We start from the raw sequence: 13,841 nt of genomic DNA, 5'->3' as shown, positions 1-13,841 counted from the left end.
TATGGCAATTAAAGTAACAATGCCTCGTTTGAGCGATACAATGACGGAAGGAACGGTAGCAACTTGGCTTAAAAAAGTAGGCGACAAAGTTAGCGAAGGAGATATCCTTGCTGAAATTGAAACAGACAAAGCAACAATGGAGTTCGAATCTTTTAACGAAGGAACTCTTTTACATATCGGAATTCAAGCTGGAGAAACTGCTCCTGTTGATTCATTATTAGCTATCATCGGTAATGAAGGAGAAGATATTTCTGCTCTTTTAGCTGGTGGTGACGCTCCTGCTGCAGCTCCAAAAGCAGAGGCTCCTGCTGCTGAAGCAAAAACAGAAACTGCTGCTCCTGCAAAAGCTGCAGCTGAATTACCAAAAGGTGTTGTAGTGGTAACTATGCCTCGTTTGAGCGACACTATGACTGAAGGAACAGTAGCTACTTGGTTGAAAAAAGTTGGTGATGCTGTTGCTGAAGGCGATATCTTAGCAGAAATTGAAACAGACAAAGCAACTATGGAGTTTGAGTCTTTCAATGCTGGTACATTATTATACATCGGAATTCAAGAAGGAAACACTGCTCCTGTTGACAGCTTACTGGCTATCATCGGACCTGCAGGAACTGATATTTCTGGAATTGCTGAAAATTATACTGCTGGAGGTGCTGCAACTGCAAGCGCTCCTGCTGCTGAAGAAACCAAAGCTGCTCCAGCTGCTGAAAAAGCACCAGAAGCTGCTGCTGAAACTTCAAACGGAAGAATTTTAGCTTCACCATTAGCTAAGAAAATTGCTTCTGATAAAGGAATCCAATTATCTCAAGTTAAAGGATCTGGAGAAAACGGACGTATTGTGAAAAGCGATATCGAGAACTTTACTCCATCTGCTCAAGCACAAACTGCTGCTTCTGCACCTGTTGCTAAACAAGAAGCATCTGCTCCTGCGGCTCCAAAAGTATTTGTTCCTGCTGGAGAAGTTTACACAGAAGAGATCAAAAACTCTCAAATGCGTAAAATTATTGCAAAACGTTTATCTGAATCATTATTCACTGCGCCTCACTACAACTTAGTGATCGAAGTAAGCATGGACGAAGCAATGCAAGCAAGAGCTGCTATCAATAGCGTTCCAGATACAAAAGTATCTTTCAACGATATGGTAATCAAAGCTTGTGCATTAGCATTGAAAAAACACCCAAAAATCAACTCTACTTGGAAAGAAGATGCTATTATCATCAACCACCACGTAAACATTGGTGTTGCTGTAGCTGTTGAAGACGGATTAGTAGTTCCTGTATTGAAATTTACAGATGCTATGAGTTTATCTCAAATTGGCGGAAGCGTAAGAGATCTTGCTGGAAGAGCTAAAAACAAAAAATTAGGACCACAAGAAATGGAAGGAAGCACATTTACAGTTTCTAACCTAGGAATGTTTGGTATTACTGAATTCAATTCAATCATTAACCAACCAAACTCTGCAATTCTTTCTGTAGGTGCAATTGTTGAGAAACCAGTAGTTAAAAACGGTCAAATCGTAGTTGGAAACACGATGATGTTATCATTAGCTTGTGATCACAGAACTATTGACGGTGCAACTGGAGCTCAGTTCTTACAAACATTAAAACAATACATCGAAAGCCCAGTGACAATGTTGGCGTAATCCAATATGTCAGTCTGAGCGAAGTCGAAGACTATAATTAAATCCCGTTTTGTTTATTCAAAACGGGATTTTTTGTTTAATTTTCATCTCCTAATTCAACACCTCATAAAATGAAGAAACTAATCCTTGTAACTTTATTTCTTACAGCAATTGCCTGCCAGAAAAAAGAACAAACCGAAAAAACAGCAGCCGTTGTTGATGAACACAGTTATTCGAAACCAGAACTTGCTGTTGTAAAACACCTTGATCTAGATATTAAAGTCGATTTTGACAGCCAAACGATTTCAGGAAAAGCTTCTTGGACAATTGACAATGTCAGCAAAGGAAACGAAATTATTTTCGACGAAAACACTTTAAATATTACAAAAGTCACTTTGGGCGATGAAGAAAAAGAAACGAAATTTGAACTTGGAAAAGACACTGAATTTCACGGAAAACCACTTCACATCACAATTGAACCCAATACAACTAAAGTAAACATTTACTACAACACAACTAAAGACGGAGTTGCTTTGCAATGGTTGAAACCCGAACAAACAACAGACAAAAAGAAACCTTTTGTTTTCTCTCAAGGCGAAAGCATTTGGTCTCGCACTTGGATTCCGTGTCAAGATTCGCCAGGAATTCGTTTTACTTATAATGCAAAAGTTACGGTTCCTAAAGATTTACTAGCCGTTATGAGCGCTGTAAATCCGCAGAAGAAAAATGATACTGGAGTTTATACTTTTAAACAAGATAAAGCGATCCCGTCTTATTTAATGGCAATTGCAGTTGGTGATATTGAATTTCAAGCCATCGACAACAGAACTGGAGTATATGCAGAACCATCCATGCTGAAAAAATCGGCTTGGGAATTTGCCGAACTTGGAAAAATGGTTGTGGCTGCCGAAAAATTATACGGCCCTTACCGCTGGGGACGTTATGACGTTTTGGTTTTACCTCCAAGTTTTCCTTATGGCGGAATGGAAAATCCAAACTTAACTTTCTTAACTCCGGGAGTAATCGCTGGAGATCGTTCTCTAACCAGTTTATTGGCACACGAATTAGGGCATAGCTGGAGCGGAAACTTAGTTACCAATGCCACTTGGGACGATATTTGGTTAAACGAAGGTTTCACCACTTATGTAGAACACAGAATTGGAGAAGCTATTTTTGGCAAAAAAGAATTTGAAATGCAAAACGTTATCACCAACAAAGAATTGACCGATAATGTTGCAGAATACGGAGACACAAGTCCAGACACAAGATTAAAAGTTAGTTTGACAGGAAGAAATCCTGACGACGGAATAAGCATGATTCCTTATGTAAAAGGATATGCTTTCTTAAGAGTTATTGAAAATGCTGTTGGAAGAGAAAAATTTGATTCGTTTATCAAAAACTATTTCGATTCGCATGCTTTCCAATCTATTACGACAGAAGATTTTGTAAAATATTTAAATGAAAATTTAATTAAAGGCGATAAGGCTTTGGCAGACAAAATTAAATTAGACGATTGGATTTACAAACCAGGAATTCCGTCAAACATTGTTCCTGTAAGCTCCCCTGATTTTGATGCGATTGACGCTATCCAAAAAAGCTGGAGAAAAACCGGTGTTGCCAGATTAAGTAAAAAAATCACGACTACAGCAGAAAAACAGCATTTTATAGACCATCTTCCAGCTGATATTACAGTTGCAGAAATGGACGCAATTGACAAAGAATTCAACTTTACAAAAGGCGGCAATTTCATCATCAAACGTCAATGGTTTGTTCAGGCATTAATTCACCAATACAAACCTGCTTATCCTGCAATTGAGCAATTCTTGATCGGAATCAGCAGAACAGGATCTATAATGATGCTTTATAAAGAAATGGTAAAAACACCAGAAGGAAAAGCTTGGGCAAAACAGGTTTTTGAAAAAGCAAAATCTGGTTATCATGCTACAACAATCCAAGCCGTTGAAGGCATTTTAAAATAAAAAATCCCGAAGGGACTGTATATCGGCAGAAAAAAATCGATCGTTTTTTTATTGTCCCGTCAGGGACTACACATTCCAAAGAATTGATGTAGTCCCTGACGGGACAAATGATTTTATGCAACCGTTTTTTCTACCAATATCTAATCCCTACGGGATAAAATCATATCCAAAATCTTGATTGCAATGTAATCGTGATTTTTTATTTATTTTTCGCTTCAATCCATTTAGACATGTACATCGTACTTTTAAATGCATGATGCTGCAATAAATTCCCCATAAAATTATGAAGACGATGATTTTCAGAATCTGCCAAAAGTGAATTCGTTAATTCAATCAACTTTTCTGAATAATTCTTTTGCTGATAGCATTTATTTATGATTGCGATTCCATTTTTTTGAGATTGTTTCCAAAGATTTTCGTCTTGATAAAGTGCAATCGCTTTTTTAGCAAATTCTGTTGGATTATCTTCAATAAAACCATTCCAAGGCAAACCTTCATGCATCGCTTCAGAACCAACCGAAGTGGTCGCGCTAGGCGTTCCGCATTGCATTGCTTCCAATAATTTACCTTTCAAACCTGCTCCGAAGCGAATTGGTGCCAAAACAATTCTAGCTTTTTTCACAATTTCATTTGCATCTTCTGCCCTTCCCATGATATAAAAACCATTTTTAGGCTGATGCAATTGCAGTACTTTTTGCGAAGGATAGGCACCGTAAACTTCCAAAACCGCTTCTGGAAAATCTTTTCTTATAGAAGGCCAAATCAATTCTTTCAAATATTGAACAGTATTCCAATTGGGTTCATGAAGAAAATTACCAATGAAAACAAAATTCTTGCGATCATTAAAAGAAGGGAACTTTAAAAGATCTTCTTCTTTCATTTCATCAACCAAAAACGGAAGATAAAAAAGTAAATCTTGATTAATTTTGAAAACTTCTTTAAGAAGATTCATTTCAAATTCAGAAATAATTAGAGACAAATCACATCTTAAAATACTGGCAATTTCTCGTTTTGCCACTTCTTCAGACAATAAATTTTGTGCTTCAAAAATTCTATTTTCTTTGAAAGCTTTTTGTCGTGCTGTTCTCAAACAATGCAAATCTTCAGTATCCAAAATTCGAATTGCTTTTGGGCATTTTTCAATCACACGCCACCCAAATTGTTCTTCGATCATAAAACGATCAAATAAAACCACATCTGGATTCAATTCTAAAATAAAATCATCAAAAGTAGAAGAATTAAGTTCGATTTTCTTTTTTACAACTCCAAACTCAGACAAATCAACCATAAAATCACTATCCTGAGCTGCACTTGCAAAAGTAATTTCGAATCCGTTTTGTTTAAAAATCGAAATTAGCTGCATCATCCTTCCACCTGCCGCAGAAGACTTTGGCTCAGGCCATACAAACCCTATAATTAAAAGTTTTTTTAGCTGTTGCATTTTATTTGGTTTCATTTTACAAAATAATGCTTTTTTCCGCGGATTTGCACCCAATTTCCAGATATTCGGTCGTAAAAAATCACTAATTTTGCAAAATCTAAATGCTGGGAAATTATGTTAGGATTAAAATTAGCCACAGATCCGCGCTGGGTCAATATCGTGGAATCAAATATCGAAGAAATTTTAACGGATCACGCATGGTGCGAACAAAAGGCAGCTTCAAACGCCATTAGCATCGTGACATATAATTCTGAAATCGAAGAGTTAGTAACCGAAATGCTTGAAATTGCCAGAGAAGAACTCGAACATTTTCAAATGGTTCACAACATCATCAAACAACGCGGACTCACATTAGGCCGTGAAAGAAAAGATCATTATGTAAATGAACTTTTTAAATTCATGAAAAAAGACGGCAGCCGAAGAGATGCACTTTGCGATCGATTATTGTTTTCTGCAATGATAGAAGCCAGAAGCTGTGAGCGTTTTAAAGTGCTTTCAGAAAACATCCAAGACGAAGAATTAGCAAAGTTCTATCGCGACTTAATGATTTCTGAAGCTGGACATTATACTACTTTTTTGGGTTTTGCCAGGAAATACCAAGACAATATCGACATCGATAAGCGTTGGAAAGAATGGATTGAATATGAAGGTTCTATCATTACCAATTATGGTAAAAAAGAAACCGTTCACGGATAAATTACGCTCTTTTTTTTACTTTTTTTTATTAGATTAAACACTACAACTCGTTATGCAGAAAAATAAATCCAGATCAATCGTTTTTAAAATTGCGAAGTATTTCGGAATAACTCTCGCGGTTATTATAGGATTATTATTTTTAACGCCTATCGTTTTTGAGGATCAGATAAAAGAGCAGATAAAGAAAACTGCCAACGAAAGATTAAGCGCAGAATTGAATTATTCTGATGTCTCGGTTTCATTTTTCCACCATTTCCCTTCCCTTACTTTAACTCTAGATAATTTAAGTTTGAATGGTTCGGCGCCATATACAAACGAAAAATTCATCACTGCAAAAGAGGTTTCTTTTGGGATAAATGTCGCAAGTCTAATTTTCAGTAAATCGGTAAAAATTGATCAGATTTATTTATCAGATTCGTTTATAAATGTAAAAGTCAATCCTGATGGAGAAGCCAATTACAACATTTATAAATCGCAAGAACAAGCTTCGCAATCAAAAGATAGTTCTGACACTGCTTTAAAACTAGACCGAATTGAAATTTTAAACAGCAAGATTATTTATGATGATAAATCGACAAAAGTTCATTTTGACGCTTTCGGATTCAATTATTTAGGAAAAGGAGACTTGAATAAAGCCGTTTTTGATTTATACTCAAAAGCCAAAATCGAGAAATTAAATATCGTTTACGAAGATGAGCCGTATTTAATGAATAAAAAAGTCGATGCTGATTTGATCACCAAAGTAAACATAAACTCCCTTTCTTTCTTTTTCCAACAGAACAACCTTAAAATCAATCAGCTTTTGGTCGATTTTAAAGGAAAATTTGACATCTTGAAAGACGGCTATAACATGGATTTCGTTATTAAATCTGATAATAGCGATTTGTATGATGTTTTTACCGCTTTTCCTCCAAAATACATTACTTGGCTTTCTAAAACCGAATTAAAAGGAAACACCAATCTTCTTCTAACCTTAAAAGGAAAATATATTTCTTCAGAAAATATCGCTCCAGATTTGGATTTAGATGTTAAAATAAAAGATGGTTTTGTGAATTACAACAAAAGCGCCTTTCCTGTTTCAAACTTAAATTTAGACATCAAAACAACCGTTCCGTCTTTAAATCCGGACTTAGTTATTGTTGATGCCAAAAACCTTTCTTTAAACATTAATCAAGATTATTTAAAATCGAAGTTTTTGGTTAAAGGTGTAAATACGCCAGATATTAATGCTGATTTTAAAGCTAAAATTGATCTTGAAAAACTAACTAAAGCACTTGGAATCCCAGATATCGAATTAAAAGGAGCTTTGGCTGGAGATGTAAAAGCAAATGGAGTATTTGACCAGAAAAACAAGCGTTTTCCTGTTACAAACGGAGTCTTGAATTTGGACAACGGATATTTAAAAACACCATATTACCCAAATCCGATTACCAACATTACGATTAAATCGAAAATCGAGAACCAAAAAGGTACTTTTCAAGATTTGAAGGTAAGTTTAACTCCAACTCAATTTACTTTTGAAGGGAAACCTGTTTTTGTACAAGCCGATTTAAGCAATTTTGATGATTTAAATTACGACGTAAAAGCTAAAGGCGAATTGGACATTAGCAAAATTTATAAAGTTTTCTCTCAAAAAGGCCTTGACCTTGACGGTTTCGTAAAAGCAGACGTTTCTTTGAAAGGAAAACAAAGCCATGCCGAAAAAGGAAATTACAGCAAACTCAACAACAAAGGAACTCTTGAATTAAGAAACATCGGAATTGCTTCTGAATATCTTCCAAAGAAATTTATCATCAAAGAAGGTATTTTCAAAATCAATCAGGATAAAATGTCGTTCAATAATTTCTTAGCCGCTTACGGGCAGTCTGATTTTAAAATGAACGGTTATTTACAAAACGTTTTCAATTACGTCATGACCAATACAGGCGTTTTAAGAGGTTCTTTTAAAGTTTCTTCTCGATATATCAATGTAGACGAATTTATGTCTAGCGTAGATCCAAATACAACTGTAACGCAGAGTTCGGCTCCAAAACCGGAAGCAAAACCATCAGAAAGTGCTCAGACTGGAGTAATCATCATTCCAACCAATTTAAATTTACAATTGACAGCTAATGCTCAAAAAGTAAATTTCGACAAATTAAACCTTCAAAATGCAACTGGAAATTTAACTATGAAAAATGGCAAATTAACCATGCAGAACACTGGCTTTAATTTAATTGGATGCCAAGTTTCTATGAATGCTAATTATCAAGCGGTAACTCCGCAAAAAGCGAATTTTGACTATTCTATAAAAGCTACAGATTTTGACATCAAAAGAGCTTATAACGAAATTGAAGTTTTCAGAAAAATGGCAAGTGCCGCAGAGAAAGCACAAGGAATTGTTTCTTTAGATTATCAATTAAAAGGCCGCTTAAATGGAAATATGGAACCTGTTTATCCTTCTCTTGTGGGCGGCGGAACACTTTCTGTAAAAGATGTAAAAGTAAGAGGCCTGAAAATGTTTAGTGCTGTAAGCAAACAAACGAACACAGAGTCTATCAAAAATCCAGACCTTTCTAAAGTTGACATTAAAACAACCGTTAAAAACAATATCATAACGGTAGAACGCTTTAAATTTAAGTTTGCAGGCTTTAGACCAAGAATTGAAGGAACATCAAGCTTAAACGGAAAATTAAACTTGAAAATGCGTCTAGGATTACCTCCTTTTGGCATTTTCGGAATTCCGTTAACTGTTACAGGAACTCAAGATAATCCAAAAGTAAAAGTGGGACGAAAAACCGAAGATTTGGAAGAGACTAAGGATACTGAATAAATGAAATTCAAATTCCAAAATTTTAAATTCCAAATTCCAAAAGCTAAATTCTAAAAAATGTACTTATATATAAAACCGAAGCTTTAGACTGCACCCAAAAGTTTGGACGAATTTATAATTAAATTTGATAATAATGAGCTCGATATTGTATCGGGCTCATTCCTTTTAGATTAAGTTTTATCCTGTCATTATTGTAATAGTTTATATACTCTATTATTTCTTGTTTTAATTGAGCAATGGAACTGTATTTTTTGAGATAAAAAAGTTCTGATTTTAATATTCCAAAGAAGTTTTCGATAATAGCGTTGTCAAGGCAATTCCCTCTTCTAGACATACTTTGCTTAATTCCTTTTTTCTTTAATAAATATTGATATTCTTTCATTTGATATTGCCACCCTTGATCTGAGTGCAGTATTAAATTTGTTTTATCTGGTATTTTTTCAAAAGATTTTTTAAGCATAGACACAGTCTGATTGAAATTTGCTCTTTCTGATAAATCATAACTGATAATTTCTCCATTGAATAAGTCAATTATTGGAGACAGATATAACTTTTTGCCAGACACATTAAATTCCGTAACGTCTGTTGCCCATTTTTCATTAGGCATTACAGCTTTAAAATTACGTTTTAATACATTGGGAGCTATTTTGCCTTGTGCTCCTTTGTATGATTTATATTTCTTTGCTCTAATTAAACTTTTTAAGCCTAAAAGCTTCATCAGCCTGAGTACTGTTTTATGGTTGATCAGAATGCCTTTGTTTCTAATTTCCAAGGTAATGCGTCTGTAGCCAAATCTTCCTTTATGCAGATGGTAAATCTGCTGGATCAGTGATTTAATATATTTGTATTTATCCTCTGCTTGATGTTTTTTCTCGTAGTAATAGTAACTGCTACGTGCCATATTCATATGAGCCAGCATAATGCCAAGCCCATACTCATGCCTTAATTCTATTATGGCTTGCGCTTTAAATTCTTGGCTTCTTCGGCTTGAACTAAGGCATTGAACTTTTTTAAAAGAGCATTTTCACATCGCAATGACTCAATCTCCAGTAAAAGTTCTTCTTCTCTGCTAAGAGGTTTGCTTGGTTTCTTTTTAGCTCTTTTGAAGTTCATAGATTTAGGTCTTCCTTTAGGTTGGTCTTTTAAGCCTAAGATACCTTGATCTTCATATCTTTTTTGCCATTGAATAATAACAGATTCACTAGGAATATTAAATTCAAGACAGGCTTCTCTCAAAGATAAAGACTTCTTATTAATTTTTAGCAATACATTTTGCTTAAACTTGACGCTGTATATCTGGTTTTCCCTGGGTAAAAGACCTTCTTTGCCATACTGCTGGTAAAACTTAACCCATTTTCTCAGATTTGACTCGTCAAAATTATTTTCATTAGCAACTGAATTAACTGAACGATGTCCATTTAAAACTTCTTCTACACAACGAAGTTTAAACCCATAATTGTACTTGATTTTTCTTTCCATAAAAATGCCCCAAAATAGTGTCTAACTTTTTGGGGCAGTTCACTTATGCCTCGGTTTTTTTTTTATTTTAAGCTTGATATATTATTTTAGAAACATACAAGATTCCTTTGGCTAATAACCACAACAAAGCTGCCGTTCCAAGCAGTTTCCAAGCCCAAGCTTTACTTCTTTTCCAATCTGAGAAAAAGGAGAATATTTCAAAGTATTTTATAATGATATAAACACTTGTTCCAATTAGCGAGAACCACACAATCTCGTTGAAATGATTCTTAAAACCGTACCAGAAAGCTAAACTTAAAAAAAGTATAGTGACAAATTGCAGATAATAATAATTCCTGAAATCATATTTGTAATTCATTTTTAAAGACAAGATCAAAAATGACATCGTCAGTAAACTTATTAAAGCCGATATCACATTATTAAAAAGAGAATTCTCTTGAAATACAAACGCAACAACTGCAGCAATTGCAATAACCGTACATCCGCCAAGAGAATTTATTCCACGGTCTCTTTTCTCTTTTTTAAAAGGAAACAAAACCGGATATAAGTATTTTTCTAAAGTGCGCCAAAATGGTAAAGCATAAATTGCAGCAATTCCCGACAATACAATTTCGTAATTATAAAACACATCTTGAGGAACTTTGTACAGCACATATACAAGCGCCAGTGTAAGACATAATGCAGGCAGAGAGATTGTTTTTACTGCATCCCAAGGACTTTTACCCCAAAAATCATCTTCTATCCTAACAATATATCTTTTAATCAAATATTCTTTAGTAAAAATAGCTGTCGACTGACTCCACAACAAACACAAACCGACATGAACAACGACTGTACGAAGTACAAATTCTTCGATAGAAACTCCAAAATAAATACAGAAAACACTCACTATAAGCAATTCGTAAGTCAATAAAACAGGAGAAAATAAAAATCTAAATAGCGGCGCTAAATGCTTAATTACAAAATCAATCAGCAAGTTCCAATATCTTTTAAACAAAGCAACGACAGCGCAAATAGCTATAAATGCAGAAAGATAATACATCCAATTTGCCAGCGATTGTGCTTGTATCCAGAATTGAATTGCCGAATCTTTTGGCGGAGTATATAGTATCTGAGAATTAGTAAAAACTTCCAGCGCTAACTGATCTCTTTCTCGATCATTCAACTTCGGAAATTGATTTTTATGTTTCAGCCAGAATTCGTTAGCATCAAAGCCATTCTTCTCTAAAACTGCCAATTCATATAAAACTTTTTTCTGTTCGCCGTTGAATGAATTTAAACGAATATTAATACTGTCAGAAACAGCTTTTGCATACGTACTGAAACAGCACAGCAGTAGAAGTAGTATTACTTTTTTCAACTTTTAAAAATTAAGGCATAAAACAAACGCAAAAAGTAAATATAAGTTTTAAAGTCTTTTAAAAAAAATATATAAAACAAAAAACCCGATCATTTCTGAACGGGTTTTTGTAAAAGTCATCTTTATGATTATTATGCCTCGAATGGGATAATAGATACATAAGATTTGTTATCTCTTTTCTTTTGGAACTTAACAACTCCAGCAACTCTTGCATGAAGAGTGTGATCTTTACTAATGTAAACGTTTTCACCTGGATTGTGTTTAGAACCTCTTTGTCTTACGATGATGTTCCCAGCAATAGCAGCTTGTCCACCATAAATCTTAACGCCTAGACGTTTTGATTCTGATTCTCTACCATTCTTCGAACTACCGACACCTTTCTTGTGAGCCATGACGTATGAGTTTAAATATTGTTATTATTCTTTAGTAGCTTCTTTTTTTGCTTTTGGAGCTGCTGCCTTTTTCACTTTTGGAGCTTCTACTTCTTCAGTAGCTGCATCTTCTGCTACAACTGCTTTTTTAGCTGCTGCTTTTTTAGTTCCTCCTGCTGCAGTAATACCTTCAATTACAATTTGTGTAAGATATTGTCTGTGACCATTTCTTTTTTTGTATCCTTTTCTTCTTTTCTTTTTGAAAACGATAACTTTATCACCTTTTAAGTGTTGTAACACTTTAGCTTCTACTGAAGCACCTTCTATAGCTGGGGCGCCTAAAGTTACATTTCCGTTGTCATCTAATAAAAGAACTTTGTCAAAAGAAACTTTTGAACCTTCTTCGTTAGCTAAACGGTGAACATAAACCTTTAAGTCTTTGCTTACTTTAAATTGTTGCCCTGCTATCTCTACGATTGCATACATACCAAATTGATTTATTGATTTTTAAGGTTGCAAATATACAACTAATAATTTACTGTGCAATCCCTAAAAGCAAAAATATTTTTCCTTAAAAAACCCTTGTTTTTCAACCAGTTTCAAATTGTCAACATAATTAATTTAAAGTAAAATATTGTTAAAATTGCATTTATTTGAAAACAAATCTGTAATACCTAAGTAAAAAAAACTATTTTTGGTGTAACCAAAATCAACTCTTGTCTACCTACTATTGTTGATATTTAAAATTATTAATCTTTATGAAAAAATCAATAATGATGTTAAGTGCTGCATTAATGCTTGGCGGAGTGGCTCATGCCCAAAAAGTAGCTTTTGAAGAATACGATTTAGACAATGGCCTGCATGTCATTTTACACAATGACCCTTCTGCTCCAGTTGTTATTACTTCGGTAATGTATCATGTTGGATCAAAAGACGAACGCCCTGATAGAACTGGATTTGCGCACTTCTTTGAACATCTATTATTTGAAGGAACTCAAAATATAAAACGAGGCGAATGGATGAAAATTGTTACTGCCAATGGCGGAGTTAACAATGCCAATACATCCGACGATAGAACTTATTATTATGAAGTTTTTCCTTCTAACAGCTTAGAACTTGGATTATGGATGGAGTCTGAAAGATTGATGCATCCTATTATTAATAAAATTGGAGTTGACACGCAGAATGAAGTCGTAAAAGAAGAAAAAAGAATGCGTTACGACAATCAGCCTTACGGAAATATTCTTCCTGAGGTTAAAAAGAACATGTTCAAAAAACATCCTTACAGATGGACTACAATTGGTTCTATGAAAGATTTGGATGCAGCAACTCTTGAAGAGTTTCAAGCTTTCAATAAAAAATTCTACACGCCAAATAATGCTGTTTTGGTTGTGGCTGGAGATTTTGAAAAAACGAAAACCAAAGAATGGATTCAGAAATATTTCGGACCAATTCCAAGAGGCGAAGAAGTTAAAAAACAAACTTACGTAGAAGATCCAATCACTCAGACCATTAAAGCGACTTACGAAGATCCGAACATTCAGATTCCGATGATTGTGGCTTCGTACAGAACGCCTTCAATGAAAACCAGAGATGCCAGAGTTTTAGATTTGATTTCTTCTTATTTAAGCGACGGAAAAAGCTCTAAACTTTACAAAAAGATCGTTGACGACAAAAAAATGGCGCTACAAATTGGCGCTGTAGGTTTTAGCCAAGAAGATTACGGAATGTACATTTTATATGGTTTACCAATGGCTCCATATACTACAGCCGATATCTTAAAAGAAATGGATGAGGAAATTGTAAAAATACAAACCGATCTTATTTCTGAGAAAGATTATGAAAAATTACAAAACAAATTCGATAACAATTATGTAAATGCGAATTCGAGCGTAGAAGGAATTGCAGAAAATCTTGCTTCGTATTATTTGCTTTATGGAGATGTCAATTTAATTAATACCGAAATCGACATTTACCATTCTATCACAAGAGAAGAAATACGAGAAGTTGCCAAGAAATATTTAAATCCGAATCAGCGTTTGATTTTAGATTATCTTCCAACTGCCAAATCTCAAAACTAAGAAT

11 protein-coding genes are annotated in these 13,841 nt (G+C 34.5%); 5 read left to right on the top strand and 6 right to left on the bottom strand.

Annotated features, from left to right (window positions below; all coding sequences use genetic code 11):
* Position 1 precedes the first annotated feature (1 nt).
* Together J7574_RS05020 and J7574_RS05015 are read left to right on the top strand one after the other, a co-directional pair.
* Positions 2–1,639 (top strand): pyruvate dehydrogenase complex dihydrolipoamide acetyltransferase, encoded by a 1,638-nt coding sequence (locus J7574_RS05020; RefSeq protein WP_290965054.1) that lies wholly within the window; start codon positions 2–4, stop codon positions 1,637–1,639.
* 110 nt (positions 1,640–1,749) lie between these two features.
* Complete coding sequence (locus J7574_RS05015) at positions 1,750–3,597, top strand: hydrolase/aminopeptidase (protein WP_290965052.1); 1,848 nt, start codon at positions 1,750–1,752, stop codon at positions 3,595–3,597.
* A 199-nt stretch (positions 3,598–3,796) separates the two neighbouring features.
* Here the strand turns inward: J7574_RS05015 and J7574_RS05010 are convergent, their stop codons facing one another.
* Entirely contained in the window at positions 3,797–5,038 is a 1,242-nt protein-coding gene (locus J7574_RS05010) for a glycosyltransferase family 4 protein (RefSeq protein ID WP_290965050.1), read from the bottom strand.
* A gap of 114 nt (positions 5,039–5,152) precedes the next feature.
* On the opposite strand from J7574_RS05010, the gene J7574_RS05005 reads away from it, so the two are divergent.
* A complete protein-coding gene (locus J7574_RS05005; RefSeq protein ID WP_290965047.1) occupies positions 5,153–5,734 on the top strand; it encodes a tRNA-(ms[2]io[6]A)-hydroxylase in 582 nt (193 codons plus the stop codon).
* A 52-nt stretch (positions 5,735–5,786) separates the two neighbouring features.
* Positions 5,787–8,546, top strand: a complete 2,760-nt coding sequence (locus J7574_RS05000; RefSeq protein WP_290965044.1) for an AsmA-like C-terminal region-containing protein — start codon at positions 5,787–5,789, stop codon at positions 8,544–8,546.
* A 118-nt stretch (positions 8,547–8,664) separates the two neighbouring features.
* Here J7574_RS05000 and J7574_RS04995 read toward each other — a convergent pair whose 3' ends face one another.
* The 5 genes from J7574_RS04995 to rplU form a co-directional block, all read right to left on the bottom strand.
* Complete coding sequence (locus tag J7574_RS04995) at positions 8,665–9,498, bottom strand: IS3 family transposase (protein WP_290965417.1); 834 nt, start codon at positions 9,496–9,498, stop codon at positions 8,665–8,667.
* Complete coding sequence (locus J7574_RS04990; RefSeq protein ID WP_290965040.1) at positions 9,498–10,025, bottom strand: transposase; 528 nt, start codon at positions 10,023–10,025, stop codon at positions 9,498–9,500. Before J7574_RS04990 ends, J7574_RS04995 begins: the two co-directional genes overlap by 1 nt.
* A gap of 67 nt (positions 10,026–10,092) precedes the next feature.
* Positions 10,093–11,385 carry a hypothetical protein gene (locus J7574_RS04985; RefSeq protein WP_290965037.1) on the bottom strand — a complete coding sequence of 431 codons (1,293 nt, stop codon included), beginning with the start codon at positions 11,383–11,385 and terminating at the stop codon, positions 10,093–10,095.
* Positions 11,386–11,516: 131 nt separating this feature from the next.
* Entirely contained in the window at positions 11,517–11,777 is a 261-nt protein-coding gene (rpmA, locus tag J7574_RS04980) for a 50S ribosomal protein L27 (RefSeq protein ID WP_012023622.1), read from the bottom strand.
* A 24-nt stretch (positions 11,778–11,801) separates the two neighbouring features.
* Positions 11,802–12,242 carry a 50S ribosomal protein L21 gene (gene rplU, locus J7574_RS04975; RefSeq protein WP_056207958.1) on the bottom strand — a complete coding sequence of 147 codons (441 nt, stop codon included), beginning with the start codon at positions 12,240–12,242 and terminating at the stop codon, positions 11,802–11,804.
* Positions 12,243–12,514: 272 nt separating this feature from the next.
* On the opposite strand from rplU, the gene J7574_RS04970 reads away from it, so the two are divergent.
* Complete coding sequence (locus J7574_RS04970; protein ID WP_290965028.1) at positions 12,515–13,837, top strand: pitrilysin family protein; 1,323 nt, start codon at positions 12,515–12,517, stop codon at positions 13,835–13,837.
* Positions 13,838–13,841 lie beyond the last annotated feature (4 nt).

This window comes from Flavobacterium sp., from assembly GCF_017744675.1.
Taxonomy (GTDB): Bacteria; Bacteroidota; Bacteroidia; order Flavobacteriales; family Flavobacteriaceae; genus Flavobacterium.
The sequence above is the reverse complement of the archived record's forward strand: the minus strand, read 5'-3'. Positions and strand labels throughout refer to the sequence as shown.